The 18546-nt window shown below is 43.2% G+C and carries 19 protein-coding genes; all 19 read left to right on the top strand.

The features are described from left to right. The first annotated feature begins 1 nt into the window (after position 1). The 19 genes from CDO84_RS07955 (at position 2) to tepJ (ending at position 18459) form a co-directional block, all read left to right on the top strand. A complete protein-coding gene (locus tag CDO84_RS07955; protein ID WP_003220946.1) occupies positions 2 to 304 on the top strand; it encodes a YlxQ family RNA-binding protein in 303 nt (100 codons plus the stop codon). 19 nt (positions 305 to 323) lie between these two features. Next, positions 324 to 2471 (top strand): translation initiation factor IF-2, encoded by a 2148-nt coding sequence (gene infB / locus CDO84_RS07960; RefSeq protein ID WP_014663997.1) that lies wholly within the window; start codon positions 324 to 326, stop codon positions 2469 to 2471. After that, positions 2468 to 2746 (top strand): DUF503 domain-containing protein, encoded by a 279-nt coding sequence (locus tag CDO84_RS07965; RefSeq protein ID WP_003220950.1) that lies wholly within the window; start codon positions 2468 to 2470, stop codon positions 2744 to 2746. The genes infB and CDO84_RS07965 overlap by 4 nt, the downstream gene beginning before the upstream one ends. A 16-nt stretch (positions 2747 to 2762) precedes the next feature. Then, positions 2763 to 3116: a 30S ribosome-binding factor RbfA gene (gene rbfA, locus CDO84_RS07970; protein ID WP_009967251.1), complete on the top strand. Its 354-nt coding sequence runs from the start codon at positions 2763 to 2765 to the stop codon at positions 3114 to 3116. Positions 3117 to 3198: 82 nt separating this feature from the next. Then, the gene (gene truB, locus CDO84_RS07975; RefSeq protein ID WP_040083158.1) at positions 3199 to 4128 is read left to right on the top strand and encodes a tRNA pseudouridine(55) synthase TruB; all 930 of its coding nucleotides are present in this window, start codon (positions 3199 to 3201) and stop codon (positions 4126 to 4128) included. Positions 4129 to 4146: 18 nt separating this feature from the next. Continuing rightward, positions 4147 to 5097, top strand: a complete 951-nt coding sequence (ribF, locus tag CDO84_RS07980; RefSeq protein ID WP_040083157.1) for a bifunctional riboflavin kinase/FAD synthetase — start codon at positions 4147 to 4149, stop codon at positions 5095 to 5097. A gap of 156 nt (positions 5098 to 5253) precedes the next feature. Further along, positions 5254 to 5523, top strand: a complete 270-nt coding sequence (gene rpsO, locus CDO84_RS07985; RefSeq protein WP_003220957.1) for a 30S ribosomal protein S15 — start codon at positions 5254 to 5256, stop codon at positions 5521 to 5523. 172 nt (positions 5524 to 5695) lie between these two features. Continuing rightward, on the top strand, positions 5696 to 7813 hold the full coding sequence (gene pnp, locus CDO84_RS07990; protein WP_014664000.1) for a polyribonucleotide nucleotidyltransferase: 2118 nt from the start codon (positions 5696 to 5698) through the stop codon (positions 7811 to 7813). 116 nt (positions 7814 to 7929) lie between these two features. Beyond that, complete coding sequence (locus tag CDO84_RS07995) at positions 7930 to 8889, top strand: polysaccharide deacetylase family protein (protein WP_040083156.1); 960 nt, start codon at positions 7930 to 7932, stop codon at positions 8887 to 8889. Between the two features lie 39 nt (positions 8890 to 8928). Next, positions 8929 to 10158 (top strand): M16 family metallopeptidase, encoded by a 1230-nt coding sequence (locus CDO84_RS08000; protein WP_040083155.1) that lies wholly within the window; start codon positions 8929 to 8931, stop codon positions 10156 to 10158. A gap of 77 nt (positions 10159 to 10235) precedes the next feature. Further along, positions 10236 to 10493, top strand: a complete 258-nt coding sequence (locus CDO84_RS08005) for a YlmC/YmxH family sporulation protein (RefSeq protein WP_014664003.1) — start codon at positions 10236 to 10238, stop codon at positions 10491 to 10493. Between the two features lie 185 nt (positions 10494 to 10678). Further along, a complete protein-coding gene (gene dpaA / locus CDO84_RS08010; protein WP_040083154.1) occupies positions 10679 to 11572 on the top strand; it encodes a dipicolinic acid synthetase subunit A in 894 nt (297 codons plus the stop codon). A gap of 2 nt (positions 11573 to 11574) precedes the next feature. Continuing rightward, positions 11575 to 12177, top strand: a complete 603-nt coding sequence (gene dpaB, locus CDO84_RS08015; RefSeq protein ID WP_040083153.1) for a dipicolinate synthase subunit B — start codon at positions 11575 to 11577, stop codon at positions 12175 to 12177. 125 nt (positions 12178 to 12302) lie between these two features. Beyond that, complete coding sequence (asd, locus tag CDO84_RS08020; RefSeq protein ID WP_014664007.1) at positions 12303 to 13343, top strand: aspartate-semialdehyde dehydrogenase; 1041 nt, start codon at positions 12303 to 12305, stop codon at positions 13341 to 13343. Positions 13344 to 13434: 91 nt separating this feature from the next. Beyond that, positions 13435 to 14649 (top strand): aspartate kinase, encoded by a 1215-nt coding sequence (gene dapG / locus CDO84_RS08025; protein WP_040083152.1) that lies wholly within the window; start codon positions 13435 to 13437, stop codon positions 14647 to 14649. A gap of 30 nt (positions 14650 to 14679) precedes the next feature. Continuing rightward, the gene (gene dapA, locus CDO84_RS08030) at positions 14680 to 15552 is read left to right on the top strand and encodes a 4-hydroxy-tetrahydrodipicolinate synthase (RefSeq protein ID WP_003245816.1); all 873 of its coding nucleotides are present in this window, start codon (positions 14680 to 14682) and stop codon (positions 15550 to 15552) included. Positions 15553 to 15729: 177 nt separating this feature from the next. Continuing rightward, positions 15730 to 17397, top strand: coding sequence for a ribonuclease J2 (gene rnjB, locus CDO84_RS08035; protein WP_040083151.1), 1668 nt, complete (start codon positions 15730 to 15732; stop codon positions 17395 to 17397). Positions 17398 to 17512: 115 nt separating this feature from the next. Next, the gene (tepA, locus tag CDO84_RS08040) at positions 17513 to 18250 is read left to right on the top strand and encodes a translocation-enhancing protein TepA (protein ID WP_014664011.1); all 738 of its coding nucleotides are present in this window, start codon (positions 17513 to 17515) and stop codon (positions 18248 to 18250) included. After that, positions 18247 to 18459 (top strand): YlzJ-like family protein, encoded by a 213-nt coding sequence (tepJ, locus tag CDO84_RS08045; protein ID WP_003231871.1) that lies wholly within the window; start codon positions 18247 to 18249, stop codon positions 18457 to 18459. The genes tepA and tepJ overlap by 4 nt, the downstream gene beginning before the upstream one ends. Positions 18460 to 18546: the final 87 nt, after the last annotated feature.

The raw sequence follows: 18546 nt of genomic DNA on the forward strand, positions 1-18546 counted from the left end.
AATGTCTGGAATGGAATGGTTTCCCTTGCTGGGTCTGGCCAATCGAGCTCGTAAGGTCGTGTCAGGCGAAGACTTGGTGATAAAAGAAATCAGGAATGCGCGTGCAAAGCTTGTCCTGCTTACAGAGGATGCATCATCTAACACAGCAAAAAAAGTAACCGACAAGTGCAATTATTATAAAGTCCCTTATAAAAAAGTCGAGAGTCGCGCGGTTCTTGGACGCTCTATCGGTAAAGAAGCCCGTGTCGTTGTCGCCGTCACTGACCAAGGTTTTGCGAATAAGCTGATCAGCTTGCTCGATTAATATTTTTGGGGGTGAACGAATGGCTAAAATGAGAGTATACGAATATGCAAAAGCGTTAAATGTTTCAAGTAAGGAAATTTTGACCGCACTGAAAAACATGGATTTAGAAGTGAATAATCACATGGCCATGCTAGAAGAAAAGGCCATTAAAAAGCTTGATGCCAAATATAAAAAAGGCGGCGCTGCCGCTAAATCTCAAAAGCCAGCAGAAACGAACAAAAACAAACAGCCACAAGGGGTTAATCAGCAATCAGCTGGAAATCAACCAAACAAAATTCGAGACGGAAAGAAGAATGACGTGCAGAATAATCAATTTAACAAAAACAAGAAGAATAACAACAACAAAAAAAATAAACGCAACCACAACAATAAAAACCAACATCAGCAAAAGCCTGTAAAACCGAAAAAAGAGCTTCCTGAGAAAATTACATTCTCTGGCACTTTAACAGTTGGCGCACTTGCTGAAGAGCTTGGCAAAGAGCCTTCAGAAATCATTAAAAAGCTGATGCTTCTTGGCGTAATGGCAACCATTAACCAAGAGCTTGATAAAGACACAATCGAACTCATTGCATCAGAATATGGTGTTGAAACAGAAGAGGTCATTGTGCTTGAAGAAACAGAGCTGGAAAAATACGAAGAGCCTGATAAAGAAGAGGATCTTGAAATTCGTCCACCTGTTGTAACAATCATGGGCCACGTTGACCATGGGAAAACGACGCTTCTTGACAGCATCCGTAAAACAAAGGTTGTTGAAGGAGAAGCAGGCGGTATCACTCAGCATATCGGCGCTTATCAAATTGAAGAGAACGGCAAGAAAATCACGTTCTTGGATACACCGGGCCACGCCGCATTTACAACGATGCGTGCACGCGGTGCAGAAGTAACGGATATTACGATTCTCGTCGTAGCTGCCGATGACGGTGTCATGCCGCAAACAGTAGAAGCGATTAACCATGCTAAAGCAGCAGAGGTTCCAATCATCGTTGCTGTGAATAAAATTGATAAAGAATCCGCAAACCCTGACCGTGTGATGCAAGAACTGACGGAATACGGGCTTGTCCCTGAAGCTTGGGGCGGAGAAACCATTTTTGTGCCGCTTTCCGCTTTAACTGGAAAAGGCATTGATGAGCTCATTGAAATGATCTTGCTTGTCAGTGAGGTAGAGGAATTGAAAGCGAACCCGAACCGTCAGGCAAAAGGAACGGTTATTGAAGCTGAACTCGATAAAGGCAGAGGGTCAGTCGCGACATTGCTCGTACAGACTGGAACACTGCATGTCGGTGATCCGATCGTAGTCGGCAATACATTTGGCCGTGTCCGTGCGATGGTCAACGACATTGGCCGCCGTGTAAAAACTGCCGGTCCGTCTACTCCGGTTGAAATTACCGGTTTGAATGATGTCCCTCAAGCGGGAGACCAATTCCTTGTCTTTAAGGATGAAAAAACAGCTCGTTCTGTCGGTGAAGCCCGTGCTTCGAAACAGCTTGAAGAGCAGCGCAGCGATAAAGCGAAGCTCAGTCTTGATGACTTATTCGAGCAAATTAAACAAGGTGATGTAAAAGACATCAATCTCATCGTAAAAGCTGACGTTCAAGGATCTGCAGAAGCTTTAACGGCTGCACTTCAAAAAATTGAAGTAGAAGGCGTTAAAGTGAAAATCATCCATACAGGCGTTGGTGCGATTACTGAATCTGACATTATCTTGGCATCTGCTTCCAATGCAATTGTTATCGGGTTTAATGTGAGACCGGACGGAAATGCTAAGAGTACGGCTGAAGCTGAAAATGTAGATATTCGACTTCACCGTATCATTTACAAAGTAATTGACGAGATTGAAGCTGCCATGAAAGGTATGCTTGATCCTGAATATGAAGAAAAAGTGATTGGTCAAGTAGAAGTGCGCCAAACATTCAAAGTATCTAAAATTGGTACAATTGCCGGCGGATATGTTACTGAAGGAACCATTACGCGCGACAGCGGCCTCCGTTTAATTCGTGACGGCGTCGTTATCTTCGAAGGCGAAGTAGATGTTCTGAAACGCTTTAAAGACGATGTGAAAGAAGTTTCACAAGGCTATGAATGTGGTATTACAATTAAGAAATACAATGACATTCGTGAAGGTGACATCCTTGAAGCGTTTGTCATGCAAGAAATTGAAAGAACGTGATCGGATTTGCGGAGTGTGAATGCATCATTTATGATGCAGGATCGCTAAAAGAAAAGCGCGCCGTTCTGAAGCGAATTTTAACCAGGGTTCAAAACAAGTTCAATGTTTCGATTTCGGAGATTGGCTATCAGGACACCTGGCAAAGAACCAGCTTCGGAATCGCCGCTGTTTCTTCCTCTCGCGTTCAAACAGAAAAAGAACTACAGCGCGTCCTAGCGTTTATCGATTCTTTTCCTGAAATTGAACGGACGATCACTAGGACAGAGTGGTTTTAACTTAGAGGTGATTGAATTGAGTATGAGAGCAAACCGTGTCGGCGAGCAAATGAAAAAAGAACTCGGTGATATTATCAGCCGCAAGCTGAAAGACCCGAGAATTGGTTTTCTGACAGTAACGGATGTACGTGTATCAGGTGATTTGCAAATTGCAAAGGTGTATATCTCGGTTCTCGGTGACGAGAAAAAACGGGAAGAAGCACTGAAAGGGCTGGCAAAAGCGAAAGGATTTATCCGATCTGAAATCGGCAGCCGCATCAGACTTCGTAAAACGCCTGAAATTGAATTTGAGTTCGATGAATCAATCGATTACGGAAATCGAATCGAAACATTGATTCACGAATTACATTCAGAGAAACCATCTGAATAAAAAATGAGAGGATAGGCGTATATCGTCTGTCCTCTTTCTTCGTTTATAAGAAAAAAGCTAAAAAAGAAGGAGTGAAAGGCAAATGGTTAACGGAGTTCTCCTTTTACATAAACCTGTTGGCATGACATCGCACGACTGTGTCATGAAGATCCGAAAACTGTTGAAAACAAAAAAAGTAGGACATACGGGAACGCTCGATCCAGAAGTGTCAGGCGTGCTTCCGATTTGTGTGGGCAGAGCGACAAAAATAGTCGAATACTTAACTGAAAAATCTAAAACATATGATGCGGAAATAACGCTTGGCTTTTCAACGACAACAGAAGATCAAACCGGAGAAACGGTGGAAACAAAGCCTGTCAATCATGACATTGATAAAGCCGATGCAGAAAAGGTTTTAAACAGTTTAAAGGGTAAACAAGAACAAATTCCGCCCATGTATTCCGCTGTAAAAGTAAACGGCAAAAAATTATACGAATACGCAAGAGCGGGGATTGAAGTAGAACGTCCGAAACGTATGATTACCATTGAAAACATTGCCCTGACAACCGGGATTAAACATAATGGAGAAACCGCAAGCTTCCGGTTTACAGTGACATGCTCCAAAGGGACCTATGTAAGGACGCTGGCGGTCATGATCGGTGAAAAGCTCGGATATCCGGCTCATATGTCTCATTTAATCCGTACGGCATCCGGAGATTTTTCTCTCGACGAATGCTTTACTTTTGACGAACTGGAGGCACAGGTCCAATCCGGAACCGTGGAAGAGCATATAGTCCCTATTGAACGTGCGCTCAATCATTTGCCGAAATGGATCATAAGTGATACATTAGCTAAGAAAGTAGAAAATGGGGCTTTGCTTGAGACGCCCGAGCAGTTTTCTGAAATGACAAGTGAAGACCGAATTGCCGTCTTTACTGAATCCGGAAGCTGTTTGGCGATCTATCTCCCCCATCCTGCGAAAAAAGGGCTGTTAAAGCCGGCAAAAGTATTGATGCAAAAAAGCGAACAATAGAAAAAAGGTGACCGTTCTGTGAAGACGATACATATTACACATCCTCATCATTTAATGAAAGAGGAGCAGGCAAAATCAGTGATGGCGTTAGGTTATTTTGACGGCGTTCATCTTGGACATCAGAAGGTAATCGGCACAGCGAAGCAAATAGCCGAAGAAAAAGGCCTGACATTGGCTGTGATGACCTTTCATCCTCATCCTTCTCACGTTTTGGGCAGGGATAAGGAGCCAAAGGATCTAATTACGCCTCTTGAAGATAAAATAAACCAAATTGAACAATTAGGTACAGAAATTCTGTATGTCGTTAAATTTAATGAAGTGTTTGCTTCTCTTTCTCCCAAGCAGTTTATAGACCAGTATATTATCGGCCTTAATGTGCAGCACGCAGTGGCCGGCTTTGACTTTACGTACGGCAAATACGGCAAGGGTACAATGGAGACCATGCCGGCTGATTTAGACGGAAAAGCTGAGTGCACCATGGTAGAAAAATTAACGGAGCAGGATAAAAAAATCAGTTCTTCGTATATCCGTACCGCGCTTCAAAACGGGGATGTTGAATTGGCGAATGTCTTGCTTGGACAGCCTTATTTTATAAAAGGAATTGTAATTCATGGTGATAAAAGAGGGCGGACCATCGGGTTTCCGACAGCAAATGTCGGTTTAAATAACAGCTATATCGTTCCGCCAACGGGTGTATATGCCGTAAAAGCGGAAGTGAACGGCGAAGTCTACAATGGCGTTTGCAATATCGGCTATAAGCCGACGTTTTATGAAAAGCGCCCTGAACAGCCTTCCATTGAGGTCAATCTGTTTGATTTCGATCAAGAGGTATATGGAGCCGCTATAAAAATCGAATGGTACAAACGGATTCGGAGCGAGCGGAAATTCAATGGCATCAAAGAATTAACAGAGCAAATTGAGAAAGATAAGCAGGAAGCCATCCGTTATTTCAACAATTTGCGGAAATAACTTGCAACGCACGCAAATTTTATTCTAAAATATTTGCATATAGGCACGATTTTTAGTATGATAGTTTTCGTAGTCTTAAAACCATTGCTTGGCAATCCGAAGTCACCGACGGTTGCTAGGTAACTGGGGCTAAATATGATTTGGAGGTGAAACAGGATGGCAATTACTCAAGAGCGTAAAAACCAACTCATCAACGAGTTCAAAACACACGAATCTGATACTGGATCTCCAGAAGTTCAGATCGCTATCCTAACTGACTCAATTAACAACTTGAACGAGCATTTACGTACTCACAAGAAAGACCACCACTCACGTCGCGGTCTTCTTAAAATGGTAGGTAAGCGTCGTAATCTTCTTACGTATCTACGTAATAAAGACGTAACTCGTTACCGTGAGTTAATTAACAAACTAGGCTTACGTCGATAATCGTAAAAAGCGGGAGGATTCCCGCTTTTTTATCGTATTAAAGCGAAATTTCTTATAACAAATCATTGAAATCCTTTTACATACTACTTTGACATTGATATGTTCAATTCATTTCGTTCATAATAGGAGTAATTGATTATTTCACACAACGAAGAGAGGAGTTCGTAATCGTATGGGACAAGAAAAACACGTCTTTACCATAGATTGGGCCGGAAGAACGCTTACTGTTGAAACCGGCCAGCTTGCCAAACAGGCAAATGGTGCTGTGATGATCCGCTACGGTGATACAGCAGTACTTAGTACAGCAACCGCTTCAAAAGAACCAAAACCGCTTGATTTCTTCCCTCTTACTGTAAACTATGAAGAAAGATTATATGCGGTAGGGAAAATTCCGGGCGGCTTTATTAAAAGAGAAGGACGCCCGAGTGAAAAAGCGGTTCTTGCCAGCCGTTTAATTGACCGTCCGATCCGTCCTTTGTTTGCCGATGGATTCCGTAATGAAGTTCAAGTCATCAGCATTGTCATGAGTGTTGACCAAAACTGCTCTTCAGAAATGGCTGCCATGTTCGGTTCATCTCTTGCGCTTTCTGTATCGGATATTCCGTTTGAAGGACCAATTGCAGGGGTTACTGTCGGACGCATTGATGATCAATTTATCATTAACCCAACAGTTGATCAGCTTGAAAAAAGCGACATCAATCTTGTCGTTGCCGGCACGAAAGATGCCATTAACATGGTAGAAGCGGGAGCGGACGAAGTTCCTGAGGAAATCATGCTTGAAGGCATTATGTTCGGTCATGAAGAGATTAAACGCCTGATTGCATTCCAAGAAGAAATTGTTGCAGCAGTCGGCAAAGAGAAATCAGAAATTAAGCTCTTTGAAATTGATGAAGAGCTTAACGAAAAAGTAAAAGCTTTAGCAGAAGAGGATCTGCTGAAAGCTATCCAAGTTCATGAAAAGCATGCTCGTGAAGATGCCATTAACGAAGTGAAGAGCGCAGTTGTGGCAAAATTCGAGGATGAAGAGCATGATGAAGATACAATCAAACAAGTGAAGCAGATTTTATCTAAGCTGGTGAAAAATGAAGTTCGCCGCCTGATTACTGAAGAGAAAGTAAGACCGGACGGCCGAGGTGTCGATCAAATCCGCCCGCTTTCTTCAGAAGTTGGCCTCTTGCCAAGAACGCACGGTTCAGGTCTATTTACAAGGGGACAAACTCAGGCTCTCAGCGTATGTACGCTAGGTGCTCTGGGAGATGTGCAAATCCTTGACGGCTTAGGTGTCGAAGAGTCGAAACGGTTTATGCATCACTACAACTTCCCGCAATTTAGCGTTGGGGAAACAGGACCGATGCGCGGACCGGGACGTCGTGAAATCGGACATGGAGCACTGGGTGAGCGCGCGCTTGAGCCAGTTATTCCGTCTGAAAAAGACTTCCCTTATACTGTCCGTCTTGTTTCAGAAGTGCTTGAATCAAACGGTTCTACGTCTCAAGCAAGCATTTGCGCAAGCACACTTGCAATGATGGATGCCGGTGTACCGATTAAAGCGCCAGTCGCTGGTATTGCGATGGGTCTTGTCAAATCAGGCGAACATTACACTGTTTTGACTGACATCCAAGGCATGGAAGACGCGCTCGGAGATATGGACTTTAAAGTAGCGGGAACTGAAAAAGGCGTAACAGCCCTGCAAATGGACATTAAAATTGAAGGCCTTTCCAGAGAGATTCTTGAAGAAGCGCTTCAGCAGGCGAAAAAGGGCAGAATGGAAATCCTCAACAGCATGCTTGCAACATTAAGCGAATCAAGAAAAGAGCTTTCTCGATATGCGCCTAAGATCTTAACAATGACCATTAATCCTGATAAAATCCGCGATGTCATCGGACCAAGCGGAAAACAAATCAATAAGATCATCGAAGAAACCGGTGTTAAAATTGATATTGAGCAGGACGGCACAATCTTCATTTCCTCTACAGATGAAAGCGGCAACCAAAAAGCGAAAAAAATCATTGAAGACCTTGTCAGAGAGGTTGAAGTCGGCCAGCTTTACCTAGGTAAAGTGAAACGGATTGAAAAATTCGGTGCTTTCGTTGAAATTTTCAGCGGAAAAGACGGTTTGGTGCACATTTCAGAGCTTGCGCTTGAACGCGTAGGGAAAGTTGAAGATGTTGTGAAGATCGGAGACGAGATTCTTGTTAAGGTCACTGAAATTGACAAACAAGGACGAGTGAATTTGTCTCGCAAAGCGGTGCTCCGTGAAGAGAAAGAAAAAGAAGAACAACAATCTTAAATGAAAACATAAAAGGAGCCTGGGAGACCCGGCTTCTTTATTTTGAAGCTTTTCAAAAGCAGGCGGGTTCTACCTTGTCCTTCTCCTTCATAATGTGAGGTGAGGGGGGACAGAACATGTACAAAAAATTTGTACCGTTTGCCGTTTTTTTATTTCTTTTTTTTGTCTCATTTGAGATGATGGAAAATCCGCATGCACTTGATTATATAGGGGCAATGAAAAAAGATACGGTGACTGTCACGGCGTCCAAAGACCCGTTATATGAAGAATTGCTTCAAAAAGCGCCGGAGTACGAAGTTAAGCCCCAGAATGCAAGAATCGATAAAGTGTGGAAAAGCATTCCTGGCTACAATGGATTAAAGGTCAATATTGAACAATCATATAAAAAAATGAAAAAGCATGGCGAGTTTCGGGAAAATGACCTGGTGTACAGCCAAGTAAAACCAAGCGTTCATCTTGAGTCACTTCAGCCTGAGCCTATTTATAAAGGAAATCCTGACAAACCGATGGTGGCTTTTTTAATCAATGTGGCATGGGGAAATGAGTATTTGGAAAAAATGCTTCCTATTCTGCAAAAGCACCATGTCAAAGCTACGTTCTTTTTAGAAGGCAATTGGGTGAGAAACAATGAACAGCTCGCTAAGAAGATTGCAAAAGACGAACATGAAATCGGAAATCATTCATACAATCATCCGGATATGAGCAAACTGACTACAGGAAGAATTTCCGAGCAGCTCGACAAGACAAATGAGCAAATAGAACAAACGATCGGCGTTAAGCCAAAGTGGTTCGCTCCGCCGAGCGGAAGTTTCAGAAAAGCGGTTATCGATATTGCAGCTGAGAAACAGATGGGGACAGTTATGTGGACAGTTGATACAATCGATTGGCAAAAGCCGGCTCCGTCTGTACTTCAGACAAGAGTGTTAAGCAAGATACATAATGGTGCCATGATTTTAATGCATCCGACTGACCCTACGGCGGAAAGTCTTGAAGCGCTGATTACAAAGATAAAAGACAAAGGATACGCACTTGGAACAGTCACTGAACTAATGGATGAAACAAGACTATTGAAGTAACAGATGAAGGCAGCTTGTCTTTGAATAGGAGGAACAAATTTGATTAAACGATATACGTGTCAAAATGGTGTAAGAGTTGTGCTGGAAAATAACCCGACAGTCCGTTCTGTTGCGATCGGCGTATGGATCGGCACAGGGTCGAGACATGAAACGCCGGAGATAAACGGAATTTCTCACTTTTTAGAGCACATGTTCTTTAAAGGGACGAGCACAAAATCTGCACGTGAGATAGCAGAATCTTTTGATCGTATTGGCGGTCAAGTCAATGCGTTTACTTCAAAGGAATATACCTGCTACTATGCAAAGGTGCTTGACGAGCATGCGAATTACGCGCTGGACGTATTAGCAGATATGTTCTTTCATTCAACGTTTGATGAAAACGAGCTGAAAAAAGAGAAAAATGTAGTATATGAAGAAATTAAAATGTACGAAGATGCGCCGGACGACATTGTACACGATTTACTGAGCAAAGCCACTTACGGCAATCATTCTTTAGGCTACCCAATTCTTGGCACGGAAGAAACGCTTGCTTCCTTTAACGGTGACTCTCTCAGACAATACATGAATGATTATTATACACCGGACCGAGTGGTGATTTCGGTAGCGGGCAATATATCTGACAGTTTTATCAAAGATGTGGAAAAATGGTTCGGTTCATACGAGGCGAAAGGCAAAGCGACAGGACTTGAGAAGCCTGAGTTCCACACGGAAAAACTGACGAGGAAAAAAGAAACAGAGCAGGCTCATTTGTGCCTCGGATTTAAAGGCTTAGAGGTTGGCCATGAACGTATTTATGATTTAATCGTCCTCAACAATGTGCTCGGAGGCAGCATGAGCAGCCGGCTGTTCCAAGATGTCCGTGAAGATAAAGGACTTGCTTATTCTGTTTACAGCTACCACAGCTCGTATGAGGACAGCGGAATGCTAACGATTTACGGCGGAACGGGTGCAAATCAGCTTCAGCAGCTGTCAGAAACAATTCAAGAAACGCTTGCTACATTAAAACGTGACGGCATTACTTCGAAAGAGCTGGAAAACAGCAAAGAGCAAATGAAGGGTAGCTTAATGCTGAGCTTAGAAAGCACAAACAGCAAAATGAGCCGAAACGGGAAAAATGAACTGCTTCTCGGCAAACATAAAACATTAGATGAGATCATCAATGAATTAAACGCCGTGAACTTAGAGCGTGTCAACGGCCTTGCCAGACAATTGTTCACCGAAGACTATGCATTAGCACTGATCAGCCCTTCCGGCAATATGCCATCTTAAAAAGGAAAGCCTGCCCCATAATGGGGCAGGCATTTTTTAATCTTTTCCATCATACATAGTACAAGGGGGTGACAGACATGCGGCTCAGTGAATTATCAGGAAAGGAAATTGTAGACATCAAAAGAGCTGAACGGCTCGGAGTGCTCGGCCAGACCGATTTAGAAATTAATGAACAGGATGGACAAATTACAGCACTTCTCATTCCCACAGTTAAGTGGTTTGGTTTAAGAAAACAAGGTCATGACATTCGCGTCCCATGGCATCATATTCAAAAGATCGGATCAGATATGATCATATTAGATGTACCTGAGGAAATGTCTCCTCGACAAGAGTAAATCGCCTAATTGTCTGTAATGCGGGTTCTAAAGAAGACATCTGAAACATCGGCTCTGGCAGCCGATGTTTTTTTATATGGAAAAAGCGCATCTTTTATATTCACCGGTATTTCCTTTTGATCATAAGATGAAGGGGAGCTTAACAACTAGAGATCCAGTATATACAAAGAAGGTGAACGTTTAGAATGTTAACCGGATTGAAAATTGCAGTTATCGGCGGTGACGCAAGACAGCTCGAAATTATAAGAAAGCTCACTGAACAGCAGGCTGACATCTATCTTGTCGGGTTTGACCAATTGGATCACGGTTTTACCGGAGCAGTAAAATGCAATATTGATGAAATTCCTTTTCAACAAATAGATAGCATCATTCTCCCAGTATCCGCAACAACAGGAGAAGGTGTCGTATCGACTGTATTTTCGAATGAAGAGGTTGTGTTAAAACAGGAGCATCTCAACAAAACGCCTGCACATTGTGTCATTTTCTCAGGTATTTCTAATGCCTATTTAGAAAACATTGCAGCTCAGGCAAAAAGAAAACTTGTTAAGCTGTTTGAGCGGGATGACATTGCGATATACAACTCTATTCCGACAGTAGAAGGAACGATTATGCTGGCTATTCAGCACACGGATTATACGATACACGGATCTCAGGTGGCCGTTCTCGGTCTCGGGCGCACCGGGATGACGATTGCCCGGACATTTGCCGCGCTCGGGGCGAATGTAAAAGTGGGGGCAAGAAGTTCAGCGCATCTGGCACGTATCACTGAAATGGGGCTCGTTCCTTTTCATACCGATGAGCTGAAAGAGCATGTGAAAGATATAGATATTTGCATTAATACCATACCGAGTATGATTTTAAATCAAGCGATACTTTCTTGTATGACACCGAAAACCTTAATATTGGATCTGGCCTCACGTCCCGGAGGAACGGATTTTAAATATGCCGAAAAACAGGGGATTAAAGCACTTCTTGCTCCCGGCCTTCCAGGGATCGTCGCTCCTAAAACAGCTGGGCAAATCCTTGCAAACGTCTTGAGCAAGCTTTTGGCTGAAATACAAGCTGAGGAGGGGAAATAAGGATGTCGTCATTAAAAGGAAAAAGAATCGGGTTCGGGCTGACCGGGTCGCATTGCACATATGAAGCGGTTTTTCCGCAAATTGAGGCGTTGGTCAACGAAGGAGCTGAAGTTCGTCCGGTTGTCACATTTAACGTAAAATCCACAAATACCCGATTTGGAGAGGGTGCAGAATGGGTTAAAAAAATTGAAGACCTGACTGGATATGAGGCCATTGATTCGATTGTAAAGGCAGAACCCCTTGGGCCGAAGCTGCCCCTTGACTGCATGGTCATTGCGCCTTTAACAGGCAATTCAATGAGCAAGCTGGCAAATGCCATGACGGACAGCCCGGTGCTGATGGCGGCAAAAGCGACAATCCGAAACAATCGGCCAGTCGTTCTAGGTATCTCAACAAATGATGCACTCGGTTTAAACGGTACAAATTTAATGAGGCTCATGTCAACAAAAAATATCTTTTTTATTCCATTCGGGCAAGACGATCCATTTAAAAAACCGAATTCAATGGTAGCCAAAATGGATCTGCTTCCGAAAACGATTGAAAAGGCACTATTGCACCAGCAGCTTCAGCCGGTTCTCGTTGAGAATTATCAGGGAAATGACTAAATTTACAGAAAATCATTCCCAAACTAAAAAATTCGGTCATCACCCGCATATTCTATGGTAAAATAAAACGTAAAATCATAGTCAAATCAATTCAATGAAGCTGATTGGCGGAAGGAGTTTTACAGATGGGAAGAGGTTTACACGTAGCTGTTGTCGGAGCGACAGGGGCTGTGGGACAACAAATGCTTAAAACACTTGAAGACAGAAACTTTGAAATGGACACACTTACATTGCTATCTTCAAAACGCTCTGCGGGGACAAAAGTCACGTTTAAAGGCCAAGAGCTGACTGTTCAGGAAGCTTCTCCTGAGAGCTTTGAAGGGGTAAATATTGCTTTGTTCAGCGCCGGCGGAAGCGTATCACAAGCATTGGCACCAGAAGCTGTAAAACGCGGCGCTATTGTTATAGATAATACGAGCGCGTTCCGCATGGACGAAAATACACCGCTTGTTGTGCCAGAAGTGAATGAGGCAGACTTGCATGAACACAACGGCATTATTGCCAATCCAAACTGCTCTACAATCCAAATGGTTGCGGCTCTTGAGCCGATCCGTAAAACATACGGCTTAAACAAAGTCATCGTATCAACTTACCAGGCAGTATCAGGAGCGGGTAATGAAGCTGTAAAAGAGCTTTACAGCCAAACACAGGCAATTTTAAATAAAGAAGAAATAGAGCCTGAGATCATGCCTGTAAAAGGTGACAAAAAACACTATCAAATCGCCTTCAACGCGATTCCGCAAATTGATAAATTCCAGGATAACGGCTATACGTTTGAAGAAATGAAAATGATCAATGAAACGAAAAAAATCATGCACATGCCTGACCTTCAAGTAGCGGCTACATGTGTGAGACTGCCAATTCAAACTGGGCACTCAGAGTCTGTCTACATCGAAATAGACCGTGATGACGCTACAGTTGAAGATATTAAAAATCTATTAAAAGAAGCTCCGGGCGTGACACTTCAGGATGACCCGAGCCAGCAGCTTTATCCGATGCCTGCTGATGCTGTCGGCAAAAACGATGTGTTTGTAGGCCGCATCCGCAAAGACTTGGACAGAGCAAACGGTTTTCATTTATGGGTTGTTTCTGATAACCTATTAAAAGGCGCAGCATGGAACTCTGTTCAAATTGCAGAAAGCCTGAAAAAACTAAACCTCGTATAAAAGAGAGAATTTCCTAAAGACGAATAGAAGAGAGTAAGGCACTATCAGCCTGCTCTCTTCTGTTACGTCCGAATAATTTGGAGTGAAAACAGTGAAGATAATTGTTCAAAAGTTCGGCGGAACATCAGTAAAAGATGATAAAGGCCGCAAACTGGCTTTAGAGCATATTAAAGAAGCAATCAGTGAAGGATATAAGGTCGTCGTTGTCGTTTCAGCGATGGGCCGAAAAGGAGACCCGTATGCAACAGATTCTTTGCTGGGGCTGCTTTACGGCGATCAGTCAGCGATTTCTCCAAGGGAGCAGGATTTGCTTTTATCTTGCGGAGAGACCATTTCCTCTGTCGTATTTACAAGCATGCTACTTGATAACGGTGTGAAAGCAGCTGCGCTGACAGGGGCTCAGGCTGGCTTTTTAACGAATGATCAGCATACCAATGCGAAAATCATTGAAATGAGACCGGAGCGTTTATTCGGTGTGCTCGCCAATCATGATGCGGTGGTCGTCGCAGGCTTCCAGGGCGCAACTGAAAAAGGTGATACAACAACAATCGGCAGAGGGGGCAGTGATACGTCTGCAGCCGCACTCGGAGCAGCTGTTGATGCAGAATACATCGATATTTTCACCGATGTAGAAGGCGTAATGACTGCAGACCCAAGAGTTGTGGAAAATGCGAAACCGCTTCCTGTCGTGACGTATACGGAAATCTGCAACCTAGCGTATCAGGGGGCTAAGGTCATTCATCCGCGTGCTGTGGAAATCGCGATGCAGGCCAAGGTTCCGATCCGCGTCCGTTCGACTTATTCGAAGGATAAAGGTACATTGGTGACATCACATCACTCTTCCAAGGTCGGCAGTGATGTTTTTGAAAGGCTGATTACGGGAATCGCTCATGTCAAAGATGTCACGCAGTTCAAGGTGCCTTCAAAAATCGGCCAGTATAATGTTCAGACTGAAGTGTTCAAGGCAATGGCGAACGCGGGAATCAGTGTCGATTTCTTTAACATTACACCTAGTGAAATCGTTTATACGGTAGCCGGAAATAAAACAGAAACAGCTCAGCGTATTTTAATGGATATGGGCTATGATCCAATGGTAACAAGAAACTGCGCGAAGGTATCGGCGGTCGGTGCGGGCATTATGGGTGTTCCCGGTGTTACGTCCAAAATTGTGTCAGCTCTTTCAGAAAAAGAAATTCCGATTCTTCAGTCGGCTGACAGCCATACGACGATATGGGTGCTCGTCCATGAAGCGGATATGGTTCCTGCTGTAAACGCTTTGCATGAAGTGTTTGAACTTTCCAAGTAAATGTGATTGAATCATGATGAGGTGAATAAAATGAATTTCGGAAATGTGTCTACAGCGATGATTACACCCTTTGACAATAAAGGGAACGTAGACTTTCAAAAACTGTCTACACTGATTGACTACTTGTTGAAAAACGGAACGGATTCTTTAGTAGTAGCGGGAACAACTGGAGAATCTCCAACCCTTTCAACTGAAGAAAAAATTGCGCTTTTTGAATATACGGTAAAAGAAGTAAACGGACGGGTTCCGGTTATCGCCGGTACTGGAAGCAACAATACGAAAGATTCAATTAAGCTGACAAAAAAAGCTGAGGAAGCAGGCGTGGACGCTGTTATGCTTGTTACGCCGTATTACAATAAACCTTCCCAAGAGGGAATGTACCAGCATTTTAAAGCAATTGCAGCAGAGACATCACTTCCGGTTATGCTTTATAATGTTCCGGGCCGTACGGTTGCTTCTCTGGCTCCTGAAACGACAATCCGTTTGGCGGCAGACATTCCGAATGTTGTTGCGATTAAAGAAGCGAGCGGCGACCTCGAAGCGATTACAAAAATTATTGCTGAAACGCCTGAAGACTTCTATGTCTATTCAGGGGATGACGCTCTGACGCTTCCAATTCTTTCAGTTGGAGGAAGAGGAGTTGTGTCAGTGGCGAGCCATATCGCAGGCACTGATATGCAGCAAATGATCAAAAATTATACGAATGGGCAAACAGCTAATGCGGCACTGATTCATCAGAAACTGCTGCCGATTATGAAGGAACTGTTTAAAGCGCCTAACCCTGCTCCAGTCAAAACAGCGCTTCAGCTGAGAGGTCTTGATGTCGGTTCTGTGCGTCTGCCTCTTGTCCCGTTAACCGAGGATGAACGTCTGAGCTTAAGCAGCACGATCAGCGAACTGTAAGAAAATTTCATACAGTGAAACAAACGCGGTCATTCTCACATTCAGCTGAGTTTGACCGTTTCTTTTACATATTGGTTTTCCCTAAACCTTCTGCTTTATCTTGTTTTCTAAATTTACTTTCAGTTATAATAGGAACAAGTGATGATGGACGGGTATGAGACTAGGAGGATATAGATTTTGAAAAAGAAAAATACAGAAAACGTTAGAATTATCGCCCTTGGCGGTGTCGGAGAGATTGGGAAGAACCTTTATGTCATCGAAATTGACTCAGACATATTTGTCGTTGATGCCGGCCTTATGCATCCAGAAAATGAAATGCTCGGTATTGATGTGGTGATTCCTGACATATCATATTTGATTGAACGGGCTGATCGCGTCAAGGCAATCTTTTTAACGCACGGGCACGATGAAAATATCGGCGGCGTTTTTTACTTATTAAACAAGCTGTCCGTTCCAGTGTACGGAACAAAGCTGACGCTTGCGCTGTTAAGAGAGAAATTAAAACAATACGGACATAACCGAAAAACTGATTTAAGAGAAATTCACTCCAAATCTGTCATTACATTTGAATCGACAAAAGTATCGTTCTTTAGAACGATTCACAGCATCCCTGATTCTGTAGGTGTGAGCTTTAAAACATCACTTGGATCTATTGTATGCACGGGAGACTTCAAATTTGACCAAACACCTGCACTTAATCAGACGTGCGACATTGGCGAGATCGCCAAGATCGGCAATAGCGGCGTGCTCGCCTTGCTTTCTGACAGTGCAAATGCGGAACGGCCGGGTTATACTCCTTCTGAATCGGCTGTCAGCGGAGAAATTTCGGATGCGCTGTATAATTCAGAGAACCGGGTGATTATTGCTGTTTTCGCATCCAATATTAACCGGATTCAGCAAGTCATTCATGCAGCGGCTCAAAATGGCAGAAAGATTGCCGTAGCCGGAAAAAATCTTCAATCTGTCCTGCAGCTGGCAAGAAAGTTAGGATACATTGAAGCAGATGATGAATTATTTATTTCTATACAGGATGTCAAGAAATATCCGAAGCGCGAAGTGGCCATTATTACAGCCGGAAGCCAAGGTGAACCATTAGCTGCCCTTACAAGAATGGCAAACAAAGCTCACAAACAGCTGAACATTGAAGAAGGGGATACGGTTGTCATTGCGTCAACTCCAATCCCCGGGCAGGAACTTATTTATTCAAAAACAGTGGACCTACTTGCGAGAGCCGGTGCACAAGTCATCTTTGCCCAAAAGCGTGTTCATGTATCAGGCCACGGCTCACAAGAAGAGTTAAAGCTGATGATCAATCTGCTTAAACCAAAATATTTAATTCCTGTAAACGGCGAATACAGAATGCAAAAAGCCCATTCAAAAATCGCTGAAGAAACCGGCATGAAGCGCAGTGACATCTTCTTAATTGAAAAAGGAGACGTCGTTGAGTTCCGCGGCCAAAACGTAAAAATCGGGGATAAAGTTCCTTACGGCAATATTTTAATTGATGGGCTAGGTGTCGGTGATATCGGCAATATCGTATTGAGAGACCGCCGCTTGCTTTCACAGGACGGAATCTTAATCGTTGTCATTACACTTGATAAACAAAAGAAACATCTTGTATCAGGACCAGAAATTATCACTCGCGGTTTTGTTTATGTAAGAGAGTCTGAAGGTCTTATCGTACAGGCTACTGAGCTTGTTCGTTCCATCGTGACAGAAGCGACTGAAACATCAAATGTTGAATGGTCAACGCTGAAGCAGGCAATGCGGGATGCTTTGAACCAATTCCTTTATGAAAAAACGAAACGTAAACCGATGATCATCCCAATTATTATGGAAGTATAATGACTGACTAAAGACCGGAGCAGCTCCGGTCTTATTTTTTTGCCCTTTAAGCCGGGATTGAATTGAGTATCTTTGTTCATAATACAAAGAGAAACTCGGAAAGGGTGAAAGCGAGATGGATCATCGTATGGAAAATACAGAAGAAGAGCGTTCTGAAAAAAATGATGCGAAAGACAGCATTATGAATAAAATACAGCAGCTTGGTGAAACGTCACTTCCACAGCTGCCCCAAGATACAAATATTCATTGTCTGACTATAATCGGACAAATAGAAGGCCATGTTCAGCTCCCTCCGCAAAACAAAACAACAAAATATGAGCATGTCATCCCACAGATTGTGGCAATTGAACAAAATCCTAAAATTGAAGGCCTGCTGATTATATTAAATACTGTGGGAGGAGATGTTGAAGCCGGTCTAGCAATTGCGGAAATGCTGGCATCTTTATCGAAACCGACCGTTTCTATCGTGCTTGGCGGGGGTCATTCCATCGGCGTTCCGATTGCTGTATCCTGTGATTACAGCTATATCGCCGAAACAGCAACGATGACGATTCACCCCGTTAGGCTCACCGGTCTAGTCATCGGGGTGCCGCAAACGTTTGAATACCTGGATAAGATGCAAGAAAGAGTTGTTAAATTTGTAACAAGCCATTCCAATATAACTGAAGAGAAATTTAAAGAGCTAATGTTTTCAAAAGGAAACTTAACACGCGACATCGGAACAAATGTAGTTGGTAAGGATGCAGTTGAATACGGATTGATTGATCACGCAGGCGGCGTCGGACAGGCAATCAATAAACTGAATGAGCTCATAGAGGCAGCAAGGAAAGAAGAAGGACGGATGATCCAATGATTCTGTATACCGTGATGCCGCAGGAAATTGTGTTTGCAGAACAGAACCAAGAAACGAGCGCACATGAGCAAATAGAATATAAAGGTGTACCGCTTCTGGTCGAAATGAAAGGAAATGAAGCGGAAGTCATTCAAATTATGAGCACAAACCCAATGCATTTTCTGCATCCGGACATTTCACCGGGACAAAAGCTGAAATTAAACGTATAAGAATCCAATCCTTTTTTAAGGGCAAAATATGCTATAATAGGGGAATCCTACAGAAAAAACGCAGCCTGTAAACGGCTGCTTTCTTCA

It is taken from the genome of Bacillus sp. MD-5, assembly GCF_002201875.1.
GTDB lineage: Bacteria > Bacillota > Bacilli > Bacillales > Bacillaceae > Bacillus > Bacillus stercoris.

Excerpts from the sequence above, each read along its gene's own strand:
- CDO84_RS07955 (WP_003220946.1), top strand. The coding sequence starts at position 2 with ATGTCTGGAATGGAATGGTTTCCCTTGCTGGGTCTGGCCAATCGAGCT.
- infB (WP_014663997.1), top strand. The coding sequence starts at position 324 with ATGGCTAAAATGAGAGTATACGAATATGCAAAAGCGTTAAATGTTTCA.
- truB (WP_040083158.1), top strand. The coding sequence starts at position 3,199 with ATGGTTAACGGAGTTCTCCTTTTACATAAACCTGTTGGCATGACATCG.
- rpsO (WP_003220957.1), top strand. The coding sequence starts at position 5,254 with ATGGCAATTACTCAAGAGCGTAAAAACCAACTCATCAACGAGTTCAAA.
- pnp (WP_014664000.1), top strand. The coding sequence starts at position 5,696 with ATGGGACAAGAAAAACACGTCTTTACCATAGATTGGGCCGGAAGAACG.
- CDO84_RS07995 (WP_040083156.1), top strand. The coding sequence starts at position 7,930 with ATGTACAAAAAATTTGTACCGTTTGCCGTTTTTTTATTTCTTTTTTTT.
- CDO84_RS08005 (WP_014664003.1), top strand. The coding sequence starts at position 10,236 with ATGCGGCTCAGTGAATTATCAGGAAAGGAAATTGTAGACATCAAAAGA.
- dpaA (WP_040083154.1), top strand. The coding sequence starts at position 10,679 with ATGTTAACCGGATTGAAAATTGCAGTTATCGGCGGTGACGCAAGACAG.
- dpaB (WP_040083153.1), top strand. The coding sequence starts at position 11,575 with ATGTCGTCATTAAAAGGAAAAAGAATCGGGTTCGGGCTGACCGGGTCG.
- asd (WP_014664007.1), top strand. The coding sequence starts at position 12,303 with ATGGGAAGAGGTTTACACGTAGCTGTTGTCGGAGCGACAGGGGCTGTG.
- dapA (WP_003245816.1), top strand. The coding sequence starts at position 14,680 with ATGAATTTCGGAAATGTGTCTACAGCGATGATTACACCCTTTGACAAT.
- tepA (WP_014664011.1), top strand. The coding sequence starts at position 17,513 with ATGGATCATCGTATGGAAAATACAGAAGAAGAGCGTTCTGAAAAAAAT.
- tepJ (WP_003231871.1), top strand. The coding sequence starts at position 18,247 with ATGATTCTGTATACCGTGATGCCGCAGGAAATTGTGTTTGCAGAACAG.